This window comes from Caulobacter sp. LARHSG274 (genome assembly GCF_052871235.1).
The window spans coordinates 29,632-47,356 of sequence record NZ_JBIXJO010000009.1; the positions used below are offsets into that span (position 1 = coordinate 29,632).

Annotated in this window: 25 protein-coding genes; 7 read left to right on the top strand and 18 right to left on the bottom strand. The window is 71.6% G+C overall.

The annotated features are described in order from the left end of the window. Positions 1 to 39: 39 nt before the first annotated feature. Genes ACIPQB_RS15580 through ACIPQB_RS15595 form a run of 4 tightly spaced genes read right to left on the bottom strand, consistent with a single transcriptional unit; the run spans position 40 to position 5,634 of the window. Positions 40 to 3,876 carry a baseplate multidomain protein megatron gene (locus tag ACIPQB_RS15580; RefSeq protein ID WP_446486163.1) on the bottom strand — a complete coding sequence of 1,279 codons (3,837 nt, stop codon included), beginning with the start codon at positions 3,874 to 3,876 and terminating at the stop codon, positions 40 to 42. After that, a complete protein-coding gene (locus ACIPQB_RS15585) occupies positions 3,864 to 4,358 on the bottom strand; it encodes an NlpC/P60 family protein (protein WP_446486164.1) in 495 nt (164 codons plus the stop codon). The genes ACIPQB_RS15580 and ACIPQB_RS15585 overlap by 13 nt, the downstream gene beginning before the upstream one ends. Continuing rightward, a complete protein-coding gene (locus ACIPQB_RS15590) occupies positions 4,355 to 5,005 on the bottom strand; it encodes a baseplate hub domain-containing protein (RefSeq protein ID WP_446486165.1) in 651 nt (216 codons plus the stop codon). Before ACIPQB_RS15590 ends, ACIPQB_RS15585 begins: the two co-directional genes overlap by 4 nt. Continuing rightward, positions 5,005 to 5,634 carry a phage distal tail protein, Rcc01695 family gene (locus tag ACIPQB_RS15595; protein ID WP_446486166.1) on the bottom strand — a complete coding sequence of 210 codons (630 nt, stop codon included), beginning with the start codon at positions 5,632 to 5,634 and terminating at the stop codon, positions 5,005 to 5,007. Before ACIPQB_RS15595 ends, ACIPQB_RS15590 begins: the two co-directional genes overlap by 1 nt. Before the next feature lie 78 nt (positions 5,635 to 5,712). On the opposite strand from ACIPQB_RS15595, the gene ACIPQB_RS15600 reads away from it, so the two are divergent. The 4 genes from ACIPQB_RS15600 (at position 5,713) to ACIPQB_RS15615 (ending at position 7,213) form a co-directional block, all read left to right on the top strand. Next, entirely contained in the window at positions 5,713 to 6,189 is a 477-nt protein-coding gene (locus ACIPQB_RS15600; protein WP_446486167.1) for a DUF805 domain-containing protein, read from the top strand. 78 nt (positions 6,190 to 6,267) lie between these two features. After that, positions 6,268 to 6,726 carry a DUF805 domain-containing protein gene (locus ACIPQB_RS15605; protein WP_446486168.1) on the top strand — a complete coding sequence of 153 codons (459 nt, stop codon included), beginning with the start codon at positions 6,268 to 6,270 and terminating at the stop codon, positions 6,724 to 6,726. Positions 6,727 to 6,775: 49 nt separating this feature from the next. Further along, complete coding sequence (locus ACIPQB_RS15610) at positions 6,776 to 6,979, top strand: hypothetical protein (RefSeq protein WP_446486169.1); 204 nt, start codon at positions 6,776 to 6,778, stop codon at positions 6,977 to 6,979. Between the two features lie 54 nt (positions 6,980 to 7,033). After that, the gene (locus tag ACIPQB_RS15615; protein WP_446486170.1) at positions 7,034 to 7,213 is read left to right on the top strand and encodes a hypothetical protein; all 180 of its coding nucleotides are present in this window, start codon (positions 7,034 to 7,036) and stop codon (positions 7,211 to 7,213) included. Here ACIPQB_RS15615 and ACIPQB_RS15620 read toward each other — a convergent pair whose 3' ends face one another. The 8 genes from ACIPQB_RS15620 to ACIPQB_RS15655 form a co-directional block, all read right to left on the bottom strand. After that, a complete protein-coding gene (locus tag ACIPQB_RS15620; protein ID WP_446486171.1) occupies positions 7,214 to 7,741 on the bottom strand; it encodes a phage tail tape measure protein in 528 nt (175 codons plus the stop codon). It lies immediately after the preceding gene. Positions 7,742 to 7,750: 9 nt separating this feature from the next. Then, on the bottom strand, positions 7,751 to 7,936 hold the full coding sequence (locus ACIPQB_RS15625; RefSeq protein WP_446486172.1) for a phage tail assembly chaperone: 186 nt from the start codon (positions 7,934 to 7,936) through the stop codon (positions 7,751 to 7,753). Next, a complete protein-coding gene (locus tag ACIPQB_RS15630; protein WP_446486173.1) occupies positions 7,933 to 8,223 on the bottom strand; it encodes a gene transfer agent family protein in 291 nt (96 codons plus the stop codon). Before ACIPQB_RS15630 ends, ACIPQB_RS15625 begins: the two co-directional genes overlap by 4 nt. 2 nt (positions 8,224 to 8,225) lie before the next feature. After that, entirely contained in the window at positions 8,226 to 8,642 is a 417-nt protein-coding gene (locus ACIPQB_RS15635; RefSeq protein ID WP_446486174.1) for a phage major tail protein, TP901-1 family, read from the bottom strand. Positions 8,643 to 8,675: 33 nt separating this feature from the next. Then, positions 8,676 to 9,104, bottom strand: coding sequence for a DUF3168 domain-containing protein (locus tag ACIPQB_RS15640; RefSeq protein ID WP_446486175.1), 429 nt, complete (start codon positions 9,102 to 9,104; stop codon positions 8,676 to 8,678). After that, positions 9,101 to 9,370 (bottom strand): head-tail connector protein, encoded by a 270-nt coding sequence (locus tag ACIPQB_RS15645; protein ID WP_446486176.1) that lies wholly within the window; start codon positions 9,368 to 9,370, stop codon positions 9,101 to 9,103. Before ACIPQB_RS15645 ends, ACIPQB_RS15640 begins: the two co-directional genes overlap by 4 nt. A gap of 166 nt (positions 9,371 to 9,536) precedes the next feature. Continuing rightward, the gene (locus ACIPQB_RS15650) at positions 9,537 to 10,763 is read right to left on the bottom strand and encodes a phage major capsid protein (RefSeq protein WP_446486177.1); all 1,227 of its coding nucleotides are present in this window, start codon (positions 10,761 to 10,763) and stop codon (positions 9,537 to 9,539) included. Between the two features lie 189 nt (positions 10,764 to 10,952). Beyond that, positions 10,953 to 11,159: a hypothetical protein gene (locus tag ACIPQB_RS15655; protein ID WP_446486178.1), complete on the bottom strand. Its 207-nt coding sequence runs from the start codon at positions 11,157 to 11,159 to the stop codon at positions 10,953 to 10,955. Positions 11,160 to 11,371: 212 nt separating this feature from the next. Between ACIPQB_RS15655 and ACIPQB_RS15660 the strand changes: the two genes are divergently transcribed. Then, positions 11,372 to 11,515 (top strand): hypothetical protein, encoded by a 144-nt coding sequence (locus ACIPQB_RS15660; protein WP_446486179.1) that lies wholly within the window; start codon positions 11,372 to 11,374, stop codon positions 11,513 to 11,515. Positions 11,516 to 11,518: 3 nt separating this feature from the next. Here ACIPQB_RS15660 and ACIPQB_RS15665 read toward each other — a convergent pair whose 3' ends face one another. The 6 genes from ACIPQB_RS15665 to ACIPQB_RS15690 all read right to left on the bottom strand — a co-directional run bounded on the left by ACIPQB_RS15665 (position 11,519) and on the right by ACIPQB_RS15690 (position 15,048). Beyond that, positions 11,519 to 11,947, bottom strand: a complete 429-nt coding sequence (locus ACIPQB_RS15665; protein WP_446486180.1) for an HK97 family phage prohead protease — start codon at positions 11,945 to 11,947, stop codon at positions 11,519 to 11,521. Continuing rightward, positions 11,940 to 12,191, bottom strand: coding sequence for a hypothetical protein (locus ACIPQB_RS15670; protein WP_446486181.1), 252 nt, complete (start codon positions 12,189 to 12,191; stop codon positions 11,940 to 11,942). Before ACIPQB_RS15670 ends, ACIPQB_RS15665 begins: the two co-directional genes overlap by 8 nt. A 43-nt stretch (positions 12,192 to 12,234) precedes the next feature. Next, entirely contained in the window at positions 12,235 to 13,383 is a 1,149-nt protein-coding gene (locus ACIPQB_RS15675) for a phage portal protein (protein ID WP_446486182.1), read from the bottom strand. A 413-nt stretch (positions 13,384 to 13,796) separates the two neighbouring features. Beyond that, complete coding sequence (locus ACIPQB_RS15680; RefSeq protein ID WP_446486183.1) at positions 13,797 to 14,393, bottom strand: peptidylprolyl isomerase; 597 nt, start codon at positions 14,391 to 14,393, stop codon at positions 13,797 to 13,799. Next, positions 14,390 to 14,788 carry a type II toxin-antitoxin system VapC family toxin gene (locus tag ACIPQB_RS15685; RefSeq protein ID WP_446486184.1) on the bottom strand — a complete coding sequence of 133 codons (399 nt, stop codon included), beginning with the start codon at positions 14,786 to 14,788 and terminating at the stop codon, positions 14,390 to 14,392. The genes ACIPQB_RS15680 and ACIPQB_RS15685 overlap by 4 nt, the downstream gene beginning before the upstream one ends. Next, positions 14,785 to 15,048, bottom strand: a complete 264-nt coding sequence (locus ACIPQB_RS15690; RefSeq protein ID WP_446486185.1) for a type II toxin-antitoxin system VapB family antitoxin — start codon at positions 15,046 to 15,048, stop codon at positions 14,785 to 14,787. The genes ACIPQB_RS15685 and ACIPQB_RS15690 overlap by 4 nt, the downstream gene beginning before the upstream one ends. Positions 15,049 to 15,114: 66 nt before the next feature. Between ACIPQB_RS15690 and purL the strand changes: the two genes are divergently transcribed. Both purL and ACIPQB_RS15700 read left to right on the top strand, forming a co-directional pair. After that, positions 15,115 to 17,340: a phosphoribosylformylglycinamidine synthase subunit PurL gene (gene purL, locus ACIPQB_RS15695; RefSeq protein ID WP_446486186.1), complete on the top strand. Its 2,226-nt coding sequence runs from the start codon at positions 15,115 to 15,117 to the stop codon at positions 17,338 to 17,340. A gap of 11 nt (positions 17,341 to 17,351) precedes the next feature. Then, positions 17,352 to 17,708, top strand: coding sequence for a hypothetical protein (locus tag ACIPQB_RS15700; RefSeq protein ID WP_446486187.1), 357 nt, complete (start codon positions 17,352 to 17,354; stop codon positions 17,706 to 17,708). Positions 17,709 to 17,725: the final 17 nt, after the last annotated feature.

Genomic DNA, 17,725 nt, shown 5'->3' on the forward strand with positions numbered 1-17,725 from the left:
CCGTTCGCGGCGGCGCGCAAGCGTTATGTTGCATTATTATCACAGCAACAGGGTTCGCGTGGCGCCCCAGCCGAACAGGGCCGAGCCTTGGGCGACCCTGACAGCCAAGGCCCCGGTTGGTCCAGCGGCGAAATCGGCGGCGCGCTGGGCGGCCGTATAGATGAAGGCCGGCGTCGTGGTCTCGGCCGTCCGGACCACGGTCTCGCCGTCGAGGATCTCGACCCGCCAGACCTCGCGCTCCTCGCCGAGCGGAACCTCGGCGTCCCAGCCGTCGCCGGCCAGGCGGGTGCGGCGGATCCAGCTGACGGCGACGTCGCCGCCTTGGACCCGCGCCCGCAGATGGACCGGCGACCACGGCCGGGCCGAGAGGTTGCGCCAGGTGGCCACGACCTCGCTCATCGCCGGTCCCGCCGCCGGACCGCCGGCCGGAGCGGCGCGCCAGACCAGCGGCAGGCCGCGCTCGGCCAGCGCCACCTCGGCCCGCGCCAGGGTCTCGTCCAGCACCACGACCTCCGCCCCGGCCGGGACCAGGGCGGCCATGTCGGCGTCGCTGCCGGCCTGGCCGCGCAGCAGGCCCGACAGGGTCCAGGCGTCCTGGCCGACCGCCTCGGCTTCCAGGAACTGCAGGATCTCCCAGGCGCCGCCCGGTCCCCGCACCGCCAGGGCGTTGGCCCCGGCCAGCACCGCCGAGCGTTCGCGGCCGCGCGGCGCCGCGCCCTCCAGCCGCACGGTCAGGCGGCTCGCCCAGTCGAAACGGTGCAGGGGTCCGGCCGCCAGGTCCGACAGGGTGACCCCAATCGTGGCCGGGGCGGCGGCGGTCGCCCGCAGCCGCAGGGCCTCCAGCCCGACGCCGGCCTGGACGTCGAAGGCCCGCCACGGCGAGGCCGACACGGCGACCAGCGGCCGGCCGTCCTCCTGGCCGACGCCCATCAACACGGGCAGGTCGAGCACATGCAGCACCGGCGGGCCGGAGGTTTCACGTGGCGGGGCCGGCGTCCAGTCGAGGTCGGCGTCAGTCGCGACCGGAACCACCAGCGGCGCCAGTTGGGCGCGTGGCCGCTCGTCGAGGTCGATCCGGGTCACCCGCCAGGCCTCGCCCTCCAGGGCGAGACGATCGCCGGGCTCGAGCCGCAAGGCGGCCAGCGGCGACAGGTGGATCGTGGACTCCCGGCCCTCGCCGGTCGCCAGCAGCCGGCGGGCCGCCGCCCGCGCCTCGGCGGCGGACAGGACCATCGGCGCGTCGAGGTCGGCGCTCCCCTCCCCCGTCTCGTCCTCGCGGCGGACGATCACTGCGCCGGTCTGGTAGTCGCGGGCCGCATTGATGAAGCGCAGGCGCAGGGTGGCGACCGGCGCGGCGAGGGTGCGGGTCGCGGCGCCGGGCGCCTCGCGATCGTCGGGCCAGGCCAGGTCGTCCCCGCCCAGCGTCAGGGCGGGCTTGCCACCGCGGGCGGCCAGGCTGATGCCATCCTGGCGCTCGACGGCGTCGAGGGCGAAGGCCTCCAGCAGCGGCGCCAGGGCGTCGCGCAGCCGCATCGGCCGGTCGACCACATAGCCGACGACCGAGCCGCCGGCCTCGCCCGGGTCCAGGGCGACGCCGGCCCGCTCGGCCAGGGCAGCGATCAGTTCGGGCAATGGGGCGATTCCGGCCCGGCCGTTCAGCCAATGGCCGAGGGTCCAGTTGGGCCCATCCGCCCAGATCGCCTCGCGCGCCGGAAAGTCGGGGAACGGCCGGGCGTCCCAGCACCAGGCCGCCGCGCCCTCGATCATCGGCCGGCCATAGAGCGGCGACAGCGGATTGGCGGCCGGATCGGCCAGGTGGGCCAGCACGGCTTCCAACGCCCGTCTCTGGCCGACCTCGTCACGCGTTCCGTCCGAGAACGGCGGCAGCGCGCTTTCCATGCTCTTTTTGTCGACGAACAGGTTGGGCGCGTTGGCGCCCTTGTCGACCGCCCCGCAGCCGAACTCGACCAGCCGCAGCGGCTTGGAGCGCGGGACCCAGGCGGTCGGGCTGGCCGAGCGCACGCCGCCGGGACGGTTGAAGTGCGGGTTGCTCCACCAGGCCAGCAGGTCCTTGGGCCGGAACACCCAGGGCTCGCCATGGGCGCCGTCGGTGATCGGCGTGCGGACCTGGGCCAGGCGGTCGGCCTGGCTAGCGTAGAACCAGTCGAAGCCCTCGCCGCCAGCGAGGCCGTGGCGCAGATAATCGAGGTCGTGCAGTCCCGCGAAGCCGGCCGCGGCGTCGAGATGGTCCTCGCCGTCGCGCCAGTCGGCCATCGGCGGATAGAAGTCGATCCCGACGAAATCGATATTGGCGTCGCTCCACAGCGGATCGAGGTGGAAATGGACGTCGCCCGAGCCGTCGGCCGGCTGGTGGCCGAAATATTCGCTCCAGTCGGCGGCGTAGCCCAGCCGGGTCGACGGCCCAACCAGGCTGCGGACCTGCCCCGCCAGGGCCTTCAGCGCCGCCACGGCGGGATAGGACGACGGGCCGTCGCGCACCGTCGTCAGGCCGCGCAGCTCCGAGCCGAGGATGAAGCCGTCCACCCCGCCGGCCAGTTGGGCCAGCTTGGCGTAGTGCAGCAGCATCCGCCGCAGGCCCCAGTCGCCGGCCGGGCCGCCATAGGTCGGCAGGCCGTCCTCGACGCCGAAGTGGCCGGCCTGAGCCGCGCCGAAGAAGGCGGCGACCTGGGCGCCGGCGGCGGCGGTTCTGTCGGGCGAGCCAGGTCGTCCGACGGCCGGATGGCAGCTGATCCGGCCGCGCCAGGGGTAGGCACCCTGCTCGGCCCCGCCATAGGGGTCGGCCCGGCCGTTTCTGGCCGGCACGTCCATCAGCACGAACGGATACAGCGTCACCCTCAGGCCGCGCCGCTTGAGCTCGGCAATGGCCTGCAGCACCGCCCGGTCGGCCGGCGTGCCGCCATAGGCCGGGCCGCCGGCGTTGAGCGAGACCAGCGCCGCGTGCTGGCGGTCGATCCCGTTCACCCGCCAGTCGAACGGGATCGTCGTCTTGGCCGCCTGTTCGACCTTGGGCCGGATGGCGCACGAGCCGCAGCGCAGGTCGTCGCCGAACCAGGCGACCACCAGGGTCACCTCCTCGACATTCGGCAACTGGGCCTGCAGTTGGTCGAGCGACACCAGCAGGTCGGCGCGGCCCTCGGTGTTGTTCAGGGTCTCGGCCGTGGTCCGGGTCAGGCCGTCGCGGCGCAGGACCAGGTCGGTCGCATAGACGAACTCGCCGGCTCCGGGGATCAGGCAGACGCCCTTCAGGCGCTCCTCCAGGCCGGGCGGCGCGCCGCTGGCGCGCGGGCGGCGGAACACCTCGAACGACAGCTGCGGCGGACGATTGCCGTAGGCGCCCAGCGGCAGGTCCTCGAACACCACATAGGCCGTGCCGCGATAGGCCGGGGCCGCGCCCTCGACCGCGGCGATCAGGGCGTCGGGCGCCTGGTCCTCGGTCCCCAGGTGGACGCGCATGACCACGCCGCTCATGTCCATCGGCTTGCCGTCGGCCCAGACCCGGCCGATCCCGTCGATCGGTCCCTCGCAGACGGCGACGGCGAACGACAGGCTGTAGGCGGCGCTGGTGGTGCGTGCACCCTTGCTTCCGCCCGAGCGGCCCTCGACCCAGCGCTCCTTGAACCGCGCCGCCCAGATCACCTGGCCGGCCGCCCTGGCGCGGCCGAACACCGCCGCCATCGGCGCGCCCTCGGCCGCCCCCGACAGGCGCAGCTCCGGGATGCGCGGCCCGACCCGCCGGGCGGGCGTCAGGGCGTTGATCGCAGCGCTATCGATCGCATGGCCGAGGGTCGCGCCGACCGCCGCGCCGATCGGCCCGCCCAGGGTCTGGCCGACGGCGGTGAGGATCACTTGGGCCATGGCGGCGCTCCTTGAGGCGTGGGGAATCGAAAGGCCGCGACCAGCCGCTCGCGCCACCAGCGGCCCAGCCAGCTTTCGACGCAGGCCCGGCCCCAATAGGCGTGGATCATCCGGTCGGGGGCCGAGAGGATCGCGCAGTGCTTGGCCGGCGCGCCGGGGGCCATGCGGAAGGCCAGGACGTCGCCGGGCAAGGCGGCGTTGGCGTCGAGGGGGATCAGCCGGCGGCCCAGGGCGTCGAGCAGCAGCTCGCGGCCGCCCAGTTCGGCCCAGTCGGGGCGATAGGGTGGCGGAAGCTCCGGCTCTACGCCGTGCAGCGCCCGCCAAACGCCGCGCGCCAGGCCCAGGCAGTCGCAGCCGACGCCGCGCAGGCTGGCCCGGTGCTGATAGGGCGTGCCCAGCCACAGGCGGGCCTCGGCCAGGGCGGCGGCGCGGCCGGCCGGGCTGTCGGCCTCACTGGAAGGGATAGACGGCGCGCGCGTCACCGCCGCCCGCCGTCGTTGCGCTCGCCCTCCGACGGGTACAGCGTCAGGAAGTCCTCGCCCGGGGCGCTGGGAAAGCCCCGGAAGTTCAGGCAGTTGCCGAACGCCTCGCGGCAGGTCGCCCAGCGCTTGTCGCAAGTCGCGCCGGGAAAGTCGGCCAGGTCGAGGCCGCAGCGGGCGTCGCCGAACGCCGCGTCGCAGGAGCGGCCGAAGGTGCGGCCCGCCACCCGGTCCAGCGCCGCCAGAGGCCCCTCCAGTTGCAGGGTGAAAGTTCCGCCCTCGGTCTTGACCGCAGCCACGCCGGCTCGCCACAGCAGCAGGTGCAGGCCCGGGGCCGACCAGTCGACCAGGCGGCATTCCACCGCCGCCCCGTCATAGAGCCCCGCCGCCAGGTCGCTTTCCGACAGGCCCTCGTCGTCGAAGCCGCCGACCGCCGTCGCCAGGCCGGGCGCGAAGCCGGCCGCCGTCTCGGCCGCGCCGGCGGTCCAGCCGCTGGCCGCCCGGCAGGCGACCCCGTCCACCGCCAGGTCCTGGTCGTGGTCGGTGAAACCCAGGCGAACGCCATCCGGCCGGGTCAGGATCCAGGCGTGGCACAGGCAGGCCGCGCCGCTCTCGAGGCGGGCGGCCAGTTCGGGCGGAACGGCGCGCATCAGACCCGCACCTCGACCAGGGCCACGGCTCCGACCCGCGCGGCGTTGAAGCTTTCCAGGGTGACGTCGATGCGGTCGCCGTCGAAGCGCACCGGGGTGTCGAACTCGAAGCCGGCGGTGACCGCCGCCCCGGCCGCCGGGGCGGTGTTGATCGTCACCAGGCCCGTGGCCGCATCGACGCCGAAGGCCGCTGGACCTAGCACGACGCCGGCGACCGCGACCTTGACCGTGCCGGCCGCCGGCTTGGCGATCGGCCGGATCACCGCCGCCTCGCCGTCGCCATAGGCCTTGCCGAGGGCGAAGGTCCTGCGGACCCCGTCGCCCGTCCCGATCGCCTGGTCGGTCGCGGCCGGCGTCATCGACGGCGGGCACGACTTGCAGTCGGCCGGGTCGCGGAAGCGAAAGCCGTACAGCCGCCCGCGCCGCGCCTCGAAGAAAGCGACCAGGGCGGCGGCGTCGTCCAGCGGCCGCACCGCGGTGCCGATCAGGTAGCGCCGGCGGCCCTGGGCCCAGGGGCTGGACCGCCGCTCGAACCCCGAGCCCAAGGTCGTCACCTGGGTCCGCCGCTCGACGCCCCCGGTGCAGCCGAAGGCCAGGCGCGCGGGCAGGCGCGTTTCGTGGAATGACATGGAACCTCCGAAGATTGTGGAGCTTTACCGAGGCTGCGCGACATGGTTGATCAGCGAGATCGGGCCGAGGGGGAGCGCATGGGCGGGCTGAAACTATTGCTGAGTCCGGCAGGACGGATCGGCCGCCGGGCCTTCGCTTGGTCCGCGCTAGGCCTCTACGGCCTGCTTCCGGCGGTGGCCGTCACGAACGTGCTGCTTGGGGCAACTGGCGGAGGTCTGGTTTCCCTCGCGCTGTCCTGCGCCCTGCTCGGCCTCGTGGTTCTTGCGCCCTATGTCGGTCTGTGTCTGCATTTGAAGCGGCTGCGGGACGCAGGCCGCGGGCCGGGAAGTCTGATGTCCCTGACCCTGCTCACCCTGGTGGGAACGCCGCTAGCGCTGGCGCTGCCCAGCCTGCGGCTGGCGTACGGCCATGACGCAGGTCCGGAGGGCGGTGACGCGATGATGTTCGCGGCGATGGCGCTCGGCGCGTGGGCGCTGCTGGCTTGGCCATTCTACAGCCTATGGGTCGGCCTGGCGCGACCCAAGACGGAAGAGGCCTCCGTCACCAAGGGTTAAACCCGCGTCATGACTTGCAATTCACTTCAGCCGCGATGCTGCCGGCCCTAATCTCCGTCTCAGGATTGGGAGCTGGAAATGGACTGGAAATCGCTGTTCTTCACCGCCGAGGGCCGGATCGGCCGGCAGGCGTTCTGGATCGGCTGGCTGATGCTGCTGGGCGCCCACGTCGTCGCCGGCTGGATCCCGCTGATCGGCTGGGCCGTGGGCCTGGCGGCGCTGTTCGCCTCGGTCTGCCTCTATACCAAGCGCCTGCACGACATGGGCCGCAGCGGCTGGTGGCAGCTGCTGCCGATCGTCTTCGGCCCGGTGCTGGTGATCTCAGCCGCCCTCTCGTTGGGCCTGGGCGCGATCTTCTCGGACCTGGCCAACGGCCCGACCGAATGGGTGGCACTGGCCGGGGTCGGCGGCCTGCTCGGCGCGGTGGCCCTGGCCTTCGTGGTGGCGATCGCCTTCACCCTATGGGTGGGGATCAGCGACGGCCAGCCCGGCGAGAACCGTTATGGCGAACCGCCGCTGAACGCGGTGCTGGTCTAGCTGCTGTAACTTGAGTATTCAGGCGGTTCACAAGCGAGTGAACCGCCTGATGGATTTGAGGACGCTGTTCCTGTCACCGCGAGGACGCTTGGGACGAGCGGCGTTCTGGCTAGGGTGGCTGGCCCTCACGGGCGTCGGCCACTTCGCCCAGTTCTTGCCTCTGCTGGGCCAGGTCGTGATCCTGTTTCTCGCCTACTGCTCGACCTGCTTGCATATCAAGCGCCTGCACGACCTGGGCCTGGCCGGCGGTTAGGTCGTCATCGTCATCCTGGCTTGGCTGGCGATGATCGTGGCGCCGATGTGGAGCATGAACGGCTACCTGCCCGAAGGTCATCGCACCATTCTGAACCTCTCGAACGACCCGCTGGTGGTCTATGGAAGCTTGGCGGTCTGGCTTGGCTTCATGATTTGGCTCGGCTTCGCCGAGGGTCAGCCCGGCGAGAACCGCTATGGCGAACCGCCGCTGGCGCCCTTGCCCGTTCAATAGTCACAGCCGCCGCGCACCCAGGCTCACCGCCCGGGCCAGGGCCTGGGCCAGTTGGGCGTCGGAGCGAGCCAGGCCGGCGGTGTCGCCGCCCTGAACATTGACCGTGACGCTGACCCCACCGCCGCCGGCCGGCTCGATGACGCCGCCGGCGGCCGGGCGGAATAGTTCGGGGCCGCGCTCGCCGACCAGATAGGCGCCGCCCGCGGTCACCGGGCCGCCATCGGCCCGCGCTCCTGAGAACACCTTGCCCACCGCCCCGGCCAGGGCCTGGACCAGGCCGCCGCCGCTCCCGCCGGCGCCGGCCGACACCGCCTGCAGCACCGCGCCCGCCAGTTCGGCCAGGCTGACCTTGCCGTCGGCGGCGGCGTGGGCCAGCGAGCGGGCCAGACCGGTTCCGGCCTTGGCGAAGGCCTCGTCGATCGACCGCGCCGCCTGTTCGGCCGGAGCCTTGAGGGCCGCCAGGGCGGCGGCGGCCTCGGTGGCGCGGGCCGGGACGGCGTCGAGGCCGTCGCTGTCGAAGTTGCTCATGGGGTCTCCCTAGGGGGTCTGGTCGTCGGGAAAGCGGGCGATCAGGGCGTCGAGGGCCCGGCGGCTCAGCACCGGCGCGGCCGGGGCCTCGGTCAGGGCCCGCCACTCGGCCAGGGACAACCGCCAGAACGCCTCGGGCGGGATCGCTAGCCGCAGGGCCGCCAGCTGCAGGGCGGCGCGCCAGCCGGCGTTCACGCGCAGGCCGCCAAGGCGGCGGCGACCGCCGCCACCGCTTCGGGGATCGAGACCGGCTGGCCGGCCAGCACGTCCGGATCCTCGCCGCCGCCCTCCAGCAGGGCGGCCAGTACCGTCGTCAGCTCGCGCGCCGACAGTCGGCCGAAGCGCTCGGGCAGAGCGCTCCAGTCGTCGAGGTCGAGCGCCGCCTCGATGCGGGCCAGGGCCCCCAAGGTCAGGCACAGCCGGCGCGGGGTTCCGGCCAGGACGGCGACGACCTCGCCGCGGGCGGGGTTGGGACTGGGCACGGTCAGATCGCCGTGAACGTCACCGCCCCGGCCGAGGCCAGGGACAGGGCGAAGGCGGCCTCGCCGTCGTGCTCGCCGGCATATTCCAGGGCCGCCACCAGGAACGGCCCCTCCAGCTGCACGAAGTCGGGGATCACCAGCCGCCAGGTGCGGGCGGTCTGGGCGAAGAAGCTGTCGCGCACCGCCGCGTCGGAGGCCGCGTCGCGGAACACCCCCGAGCCGGAGACGGCGACCGAGCGCACCCCGGCCCCGACTAGCAGCTCGCGCCAGCGGCCGGCGCTGTCGCCGTCGGTGGCGTCGATGGTCTGGGCGTTGAGGCTGATGGTCCGGGCCCGCAGGCCGGCCACGGTGACGAAGGCCTGCGGCGACCCGCCGTCGCCGATCTTCAGGAGGATGTCTTTGCCGGCTTGGGCGGCCATGGCGATATTCCTTTTATAAGAGGGTTCGCGGCCTCAGGCCGCCTCCGTCACCGCCCGCACCCGCAGCACGCCGAGCGACAGCTCGCGATCGGCGGCGCGGAACACGTCCGCATAGGTGACGCGCAGGGTGACCAGCCGGCGGCCGGCCACCGGCGGGCAGGCGTTGTGCAGGGCGGCGCGGACGGCGGCGGTCACGGCCCGCGCCTCTTCCGGCCCGCCGAACCGCGAGGCGCAGGTCAGGGTGAGCAGATGCTCCAGCCCCCCGCCGGCCGCGACGTCGTCGGGACCGAACGGCCGGCTTTCCTGGCGGCTGACGATCACGCAGGGATAGGTCGGGTTGCGCGGCGGATCGGCGTGGACGCGCTGGGCGACCAGGGCGGCCACGGCCGGTGCGGCCTGCAGGGCGCCGACCACGGCGGCGGCCAGGGCGGCGTCGGGACCCAAATTCCCGGGGCCGCTCACAGCCGCGCCTCCCGATAGGGGGCCAGCCAGGCCTCGACCAGACCGGGCGGCGGCGGGGCGCCGTCGCGGTGCTCGTAGGCGTGGGCGACGAGGATCAGCACCGCCAGCCGCAGCGGGGCGGGACTGGCCAGGGTCAGGGTCGCGCCCGTGGCGGCGGCGACCTTGGCCTCAGCGGCGTCGATCAGCAGGGTGACCAGGGCGTCCTCCGTGGCGTCAGCCACGCGCAGGAAGCCCTTGGCCTCGGCCAGGGTGGTGGAGAGGGGCATGATAGGTTGTCCGTGAAAAAGGACGCCCCCTCCGTCACGTCGCCAGGCGGCGACGCGCCACCTCCCCCGCGATGCGGGTGAGGAGAAGGGGCGGTCTCCTCCCCCGTAAAACGGGGGAGGTGGCGCGCTGCGAATACGCAGCGTGACGGAGGGGGCGTCGCGGCGGCTAGCTGGCCGCGAACTTCAGCAGCTTGATGGCGTCGAAGTTCTGCACCCCGCCGCCGACCCGCTTGGTGGTGTAGAACAGCACGTGCGGCTTGGCCGAATAGGGGTCGCGCAGCACCCGCACGCCGGCCCGGTCGACGATCAGATAGCCCTTCTCGAAGTCGCCGAACGCGATGGCCGCGGCGTTGGCCGCCACATCGGGCATGGCCTCGATCTCGCTGACCGGGAAGCCCAGCAGCGTGGCCGACTGGCCCGGCTGCAGGGCCGCGTTCCAGATGTAGTTGCCCTGGGCGTCCTTGAACTTGCGCACGGCGCTGACCGTGCGGCGGTTCATCACGAAGCGGCCGTTCTGGCGGTACTGGGTCTTGGCCGCATAGACGAGATCGATCAGCTTGTCGGTCGGATTGGCCGCCGGCCAGGCGCCGGCCACGCCGGTCGCCAGGTAGCCGAGTTGGCCCCAGGTCGCCGTGGCGTCGGGCGCGGCGGCGTAGGCCAGCAGGCCCTTGGGCTTGTTGACCCCGTCGCCGGCGATGAAGGCGGCGGTCTCCTGGGCCGCGAAGGCGTCCTGCACCTCCTCGGCCAGCCACTCGTCGATATTGACATAGGCGTCGTCGAGCAGGGCCTGGGTCGCGGCCGGGCTGGCGTAGAGTTCGCCGGCCGGGAAGTCGATGACGTCCAGGGTCGGGGCGGCGGTCTCCGGCCGAACCGCGGTCTCGGCCACCCAGGCGGCGGCCAGGCCCGCGGTCGAGACCGGCTTGCGGAACGTGCCGGCGCCGATGGTGCGCACCTGGCAGATGTCGCGCATCGGGCTGGCGGCGGCCAGGCGGCGCAGGATCTGCCGCTCCAACTCGGCCGGGGCGACATAGCCGCCGGCCGTGGCCGTTCCTTCCGACAGGCCCTTGGCCTCGAGCAGCAGAGACGGGGTCTCGCCGGTCTTGATGTAGCGGTCGAAGGCGGCCTTGCGCTCGTCAGGGACGACCAGCCTGCCCTCGCCGCCGATCGTGGGACGCCGGGCGTCGGCCAGCACGCGATCCAGCCGCGCCTGGGCCTGGGAGACGGCGTCGTCGATGCGGGCGACCTTCTCCTCCAGCAGCACGTCGGCGCGCTTGGTCTCCAGCGCGGCGAGGCGCTGGTCGTTGGCGGCCTTGAAGCCCTCGAACGCCGCCAGCACCTCGTGCAAGGCGGCGCGGGCCTCCGGCGAGGCCGCGGCCTGTTTGGTTTCCTTCATGTCGACAGTTCTCCAGTTTTGAAGAGCGATCGCTAAGCGATCGGCGGGGGAGTTTTCGAGAGGCGGACGAATCCCCTCTCCGGCCCTCCGGGCCGCCTCCCCAAGGGAGGAACAGTTCAGCCAGGCGTCATCGCGACGGCGCGCGGGCGCGGCCGTTCAGACGGTCCAGTTGTGCTGAAAATCGTGGGCCTAGGGACGCGCCAGGCCGATCGAGAGGATCAAGCCAACACCGAACGCCAGACCCGCGCCCCAGGCCAGCAGCTTGAACGTCACCCGGATCACCCGATGCGTCGCTCTCGTCCCGGCCAGGCCGAAGACAAACACCACTCCAAGCAGCGCCAGGGGCACAAGGCCGAGGACGGCTGCGAAGCCGGGCTGAGCGCTGAAATCTTGCATGCGAAAGCGCTCTGAGCGGATCAACGTCGACCCTAGACTTGGCGAGATGCACAAATCAGTCAGGCATTTTCAAGAAACCGTCAGCCGCCCCCGGGCAGCATCAGGAGGGTGACGATCTTTCCGAGAGAATACGCAGCGAGATTCATGCTTTCGCGCTTGCCGGTTCGCAGGACGCGGACCATGCTCGGGCTATGACTGGACCAGTGTTCACCGTGGCCGACGACGTCACGCTTTGGTTCGCCGATGGCGCAATTCACATCAAGACGCGTGAACCGCATGGCGATCCCGTTGAAATGACCCAGGACGACGCACTTGAGCTGGCGGCGATCTTGACCAAGCTGGCCAAGGAAATCTGACGTTCAGTCGCGTGTTTTCGCTTGCTGCAACCGCGCTCCCGGCAGCATCGGAAAGGTGACGATCGACACCTCCCACAGTTCGACCTCGGTCAGCACCCGCAGACGCCCGGTCTCATCGGGGCGCGCCTTGACCGCGCGGAAACCGATCGACAGGCCGTCCAGCGCGCCGGCCTCGACCAGGGCGGCGACCAGGCGGCCGCGCGGGGTCGTGCGCAGGATGCGGCCCCGGACGTAGAGGCCCGTGGCGTCTTCCTTGATCTCGTCCCAGACCCCGACCGGCTCGGCGTCGTCGTGCTGGTGCAGCATCTTGACGCCGGCCGGGCCGGTGCGGGCCAGGCTGGCGACGAAGGCTCCGGCGGCGGCGACATCGTCATTGAGGTCGCGGGTCCAGAACAGCGAGGCGCGGCCTTCGATGGGCAGGTCTTCAGTCACGGCGGTCTCCGTCCAGCTTGCTCTCGATCCGGGCCAGCGAGGCGCGGGTGGCGTCGGCCTGGGCCTCCAGCCGGGCCAGGCGTTCGGCGACCGGGGCCTGGGCGTCGAGGCGCTGGCGCAGGTCGTCGATCCGGGCGCTGGCTCGCCCGGCTCCCATCAGGGCGGCGGCGGCCTGCAGGGCCACGGCCACCAGCACGGCGACCGAGATCTGGCGGTCCAGTCGCCAGCGGGTGGGTGATGTCATGGGTGTCTCTTGCCTCCTTCCCGTCGGCGGATGGGGGAAGGGCTCAGATCTCCAGCCCCGCCAATCGCCGCCGCTCGGCGTCGGTCAGGAAGCTGGCCGCCTCCAGCCGCGACCACAGGGCGTCGCGTTCGGCCGACAGGGCCGGGACGGCGTCGAGGTCGCAGGCGATGCGGGCGTCGGGGAACTTGGGGGCCAGCCAAGCCGACAGGGCCCGCGCCGCCCGCTCGGCCAGCGGCACGACGGTGTGGCGCCAGAACGCGCCGTTGGCCTCGCGATAGTTGGCGTAGGTCGCGTCGCCGGGAACGCCCAGCAGTTGCGGCGGCACCCCGAAGGCCAGGGCGATCTCGCGGGCGGCGGCGTGCTTGCCGGCGATGAAGTCCATGTCGGCCGGGCTCAGCGACATCGGCCGCCAGTCCAGCCCGCCCTCCAGCAGCAGCGGCCGGCCGGCGTTGGCCGTCCCGGCGTGGGCGTCGCCGAGCTCGGCCTTCAGCCGCTCGAACTGCTCGGCCGAGAGCCGGTCGCCCGCTTCGCGATTAGCGTAGACCAGGGCCCCGGACGGCCGGGCGCTGTTGTCGAGCAGGGCCTTGTTCCAGGCCCCCGAGGCGTTGTGGACGTCGATGGCGAAGGCGGCGGCCTCCAGGGGCGAGAAGCCATAGTGGTCGTCGCTGGGATTGAACAGTTTCAGATGCAGCACCGGCAGCCAGCCGGCGGCGTCGCGGCCGAGCCGGGCCGTGCGGCCGGCGGCCTGGTAGTCATAGGCCAGCGGCCAGCCGCGCGGTCCCGGCACCACGGCCATGCGGTCGGGGCGCAGGGCGTAGAGCTCGGTGGGAGCTGCCGCGCCGTCCTGGGCCGCCTCCAGATAGCCGTTGCCCGCCACCTGCAGGTGGCCGAAGAACGCCTCCATCAGGTCGGGCCCGCCCTGTTCGGGATTGGGCGACCGCAGCAGCCGGCCCAGCGGGTGGTCGTCGGCCCGCACGCCGCCGGCGAACACCGCCAGCGGCACGGCGGCGGCGGCCTCGGCGATCATCCGCACGCAGCGATAGGCGATCGGGTTCTTGCCGAACCCCTCGGAGGCCAGGGCCGCATAGTCGCGCGGCGTCCAGCGCGGCCGTCCGGCCGTGGTGATGGCGATCAGCCGCGCGGCGCGGGAGTCCTTGGTCTCCGGCGGCCGGCGAGGACGGAACAGGGGCATGGGGCGCCTCGGGAATGAGAACGGATCAGGAGCGATGTCGTGGGATGGGCTGGGCGAAGCGTCTCAGAAGAACCCGTCGGGCCCGCTTCGCTTCTTCCGGCCATGACACAAAGATACGGGAGCAGCGGGCGCCGCGGCCCAAAAAGGCTGAGATAATTTCAAGCCGTTGATTTAACGAACTTTTATCTCGCCGACGCCGAGTATCGAGTCGGCTGGATCCCCGCCAAGCGGCCCGGAACGATCCTCCGTGGGGGGCCCGACCGTTCCGGCCAAGGCGGATCTTCACGAAAAAGGGCCGGAGATTTCTCCCCGGCCCTTTCGCTTGAAGACGGAGCGAAGGTCTTCAGCGATCGCGTTTCGCGCACCAGCCAATCAACGGGCGAGCCTCGCGCGCCGTTCCCAACCGGCCCGCCTTAATCCCGGCTAAGCTTTTGGATCTTCACGGGCTTTTCGATGATCTGGCCCTTCATGTAAGGATCGTCGGCCTTGCTGACGGTGGGGGCGTCGTGGATGGCGCGGACCACGTCCATGCCCTCGACCACCTTGCCGAAGGCCGCGAAGCCCTGGCCGTCCTTGTTGCGGATCCCGCCGAAGTCGAGGGCCGGGTTGTCGCCCAGGCAGATGAAGAACTCCGACCCCGCCGTGCCCGGCGCGCCGCGCGCCATCGAGATCACCCCGTCGGTGTGGCGGATGCCCGTGACCGCCGTGGTCTCGTGGGCGATGGCCGGCAACGGGCTGTCGTCGCGGTTCAGCCCGCCCTGGATGACGCTGATGGTCGCGGGGTTGTTGTCGTTCTTCGGACTGACCGTCCGGTAGAAGGTCCCGCCGTCCAGCAGATGCCGGTCGGCATAGGCCAGGAAGTTGGCCACGGTGACCGGCGCCTTGTCCGGATAGAGTTCGATGACGATCGGCCCCAGGTCGGTGACCATCCGCACCCGAACGGGCGCGGCCGCCGCGGCGGTCAGCGGCAGGGCGGCGGCGAGCGCCAGCAGATGGCGGCGGGAGATCATGCCAGCGCACTTTCGATGTCTGTGTGGGTGAAGTCATTGCCCTTGAAGAGCAGCGGAAGGCCGGAAACCTTGGCCAAGGCGTACGAGAAGCAGTCACCAAAGTTCAGCTTGGCGCGATGCCGGCCCCGGCCGAACCGCATGGCCGCCTCGACGGCGAGACGCGCATGCTCGTCGGTGAAGTTGATGATTTCGATCCGAAGCATGTCGAGATCTTCGTAGAGCTTTTCGGCCGCGACCTCAGGGCCGAAGGCGGTCGCATAAACCTGGGCGGCTTCGACGACCGTCGCCGCGGACATCAGCTTGCGCGGCTCGGCGATCATGAAGTCCAGGAAGACGTCGCGATCGCTTTCGCGAAGGACGACAGCCATCAGGGCCGACGTATCGACGACGATCACCGCAACATGCCTTGCTCGTCGTAGATTTCCGCCTCGATCTCGGCGAGCGTCTTGTTGGACAGCCTGGGTCGGGCGTCCAGTTCACGCAACCACGCCTGGATGTCGGCCTTGCGCTGGGACGGCGTCTCCGGCTTCAGGCCAAGCGCCCGGAGCTTCTCGGACAGGGCGTTGTGAATGGCGTCGGTCAGGCTCAGCCCTGTGGCTCCGGCGACCTGCCGCGCCAACTGCTCCGTCTCCGCCCGCTTGATGCTGAGGCCCATTCTAGAACTCCAATCCCGTTTCTAGAATATAGCGGAATCCCCCGACGCGCGCTAGAACGCCCGCCCATGAGCACCTCGCCCGCCCCCACGACGTCCCCCGCCAAGTCCATGGCCGATACGGCCCGCGAATTTGGCCTCAACGCGCAGGAGTACGCCGTCGTGCTCGACCGCCTGGGCCGCGAGCCCAACCTGGTCGAGCTGGGGGTGTTCTCGGTGATGTGGTCCGAGCACTGCTCGTACAAGTCGTCGAAGAACCAGCTGAAGAAGTTCCCGATCACCGGCCCGCGGGTGATCTGCGGCCCGGGCGAGAACGCCGGCGTCATCGACATCGATGACGGCGACGCCATCATCTTCAAGATGGAGAGCCACAACCACCCCTCCTATATCGAGCCCTACCAGGGGGCGGCGACCGGCGTGGGCGGCATCATGCGCGACGTCTTCACCATGGGCGCGCGGCCGATCGCCCTGCTCAACGCCCTGCGCTTCGGCGAGCCCGACCATCCCAAGACCAAGCGGCTGGTCGACGGCGTGGTCGCCGGCATCGCCGGCTACGGCAACTGCGTGGGCGTGCCCACGGTCGCCGGCGAGACCAACTTCCACAAGGGCTACAACGGCAACATCCTGGTCAACGCCATGTGCGTTGGCCTGGCCGACGCCGACAAGATCTTCTACTCGGCCGCCCCTGGCCCCGGCCTGACCGTGGTCTATTTCGGCTCCAAGACCGGCCGCGACGGCATCCATGGCGCGACCATGGCCAGCGCCGAGTTCGACGAGGTCAGCGACGAGAAGCGTCCCACCGTCCAGGTCGGCGACCCCTTCGCCGAGAAGCTGCTGATCGAGGCCACCCTGGAGCTGATGGCCACCGGCGCCGTCGCCGCCATCCAGGACATGGGCGCGGCCGGCCTGACTTCTTCGTCGGTCGAGATGGCCGGCAAGGGCGGGGTCGGCATCGAGCTGAACATGGACGCCGTGCCCCAGCGCGAAGAGGGCATGAGCGCCTACGAGATGATGCTATCGGAAAGCCAGGAGCGGATGCTGGCGGTGCTCAAGCCCGGCCGCGAGCGCGACGGCCACGCCATCTTCGAGAAATGGGGCCTGGACGCGGCGATCATCGGCGTCACCACCGACACCGGCCGCCTGGTGCTCAGGCACCATGGCGAGGTGGTCTGCGACGTACCCCTGGCCCCGCTGTTCGACGACGCCCCGCTCTATGACCGCCCGTGGGTGCAACCGGCCCTGCAGCCGCGCCTCGACCCGGGCAAGATCCCCGGCCCGGCCGATTGGAACGCCGCGGTGCTGAAGGCGGTCGGCTGCCCGGACATGGCCTCCAAGCGCTGGCTGTGGGAGCAGTACGACCGCCACGTCATGGCCGACACCCTGGAAGACAGCGCCACCGGCTGCGACGCCGGCATCGTGCGCATCCACGGCAAGGGCAAGGCGATCGCCGTGACCAGCGACGTCACCCCGCGCTACGTCCAGAACGATCCCTACGAGGGCGGCAAGCAGGCCGTCGCCGAGGCCTGGCGCAACCTGACGGCCGCCGGCGCGACGCCGATCGCCATCACCGACAACCTCAACTTCGGCAATCCCGAAAAGCCGGAAACCATGGGCCAGATCGTCCGCGCCACCGACGGCATGGCCGAGGCCTGCCGGGCCCTGGATTTCCCTGTCGTCAGCGGCAATGTCAGCCTCTACAACGAGACCAACGGCGTCGCCATTCCGCCGACCCCGACGGTCGGGGCCGTCGGCCTGATCACCGACTACGATCTGCGCATGGGCTTCGGCAACGTGGCCGAGGGCGACTCGCTGGTGGTGATCGGCGAGACCCACGGCGAACTGGGGGCCTCGATCTATCTGCGCGAGATCCTTGGCCGCGAGGACGGCGCCCCGCCGCCGGTCGACTTGGCCGCCGAACGCAAGAACGGCGACTTCGTGCGCGGCCTGATCCCGACCGGCCTAGTCGCCGGCCTGCACGACCTGTCGGACGGCGGCCTGCTGATCGCCGCGGCCGACGTCGCCCTGGCGTCGAAGGTGGGGATCACCCTCAACGCCAACAGCCACGCCCACGCCCACCCCTATCTGTTCGGCGAGGACCAGGCCCGCTACCTGGTCGCCACGCCCGATCCCGACGCCGTGCTGGCCGCGGCCAAGGAGGCCGGCGTCCACGCCAACCTGGCCGGGGTGGCGGGCGGCGACGCCTTCGCCTCGCTGGGCCTGTTCAGCGTGCCGCTTGAGACCCTGCGCGCGGCCCATGAGGCCTGGCTGCCGGGCTTCATGGGCGCGGCGGCGTAGGGATCCTCGGCATGCGTACGAACGCGATCCTCGCCGCGGCGAGTCTTGCCCTGTCGCTGCTGGCGGCCTGCGCGCCCACGGCGCCAGCCCCCGCCCCCTCCGCCCAGAGCGAAGCCGCCACCTGCGCCACGCGCGGCGGAACGCTGCAGCCGGTCGGCCGCCTCCAGCGCCCCACCTGCGTCGTGCCGTTCGCCGACGCCGGCAAGACCTGCTCGGACAAGGCCGACTGCCAGGGCGCCTGCATCGCCGAGGGCAATCTGCAAGCCCAGGGCGCCACAACCGGCCAGTGCCAGAAGACCAATGTCCAGTTCGGCTGCTATGCCCGGATCGTGGACGGCAAGGCGACGGCGGCGATCTGCGTCGACTGAAGACTGGTCTCGCCTGA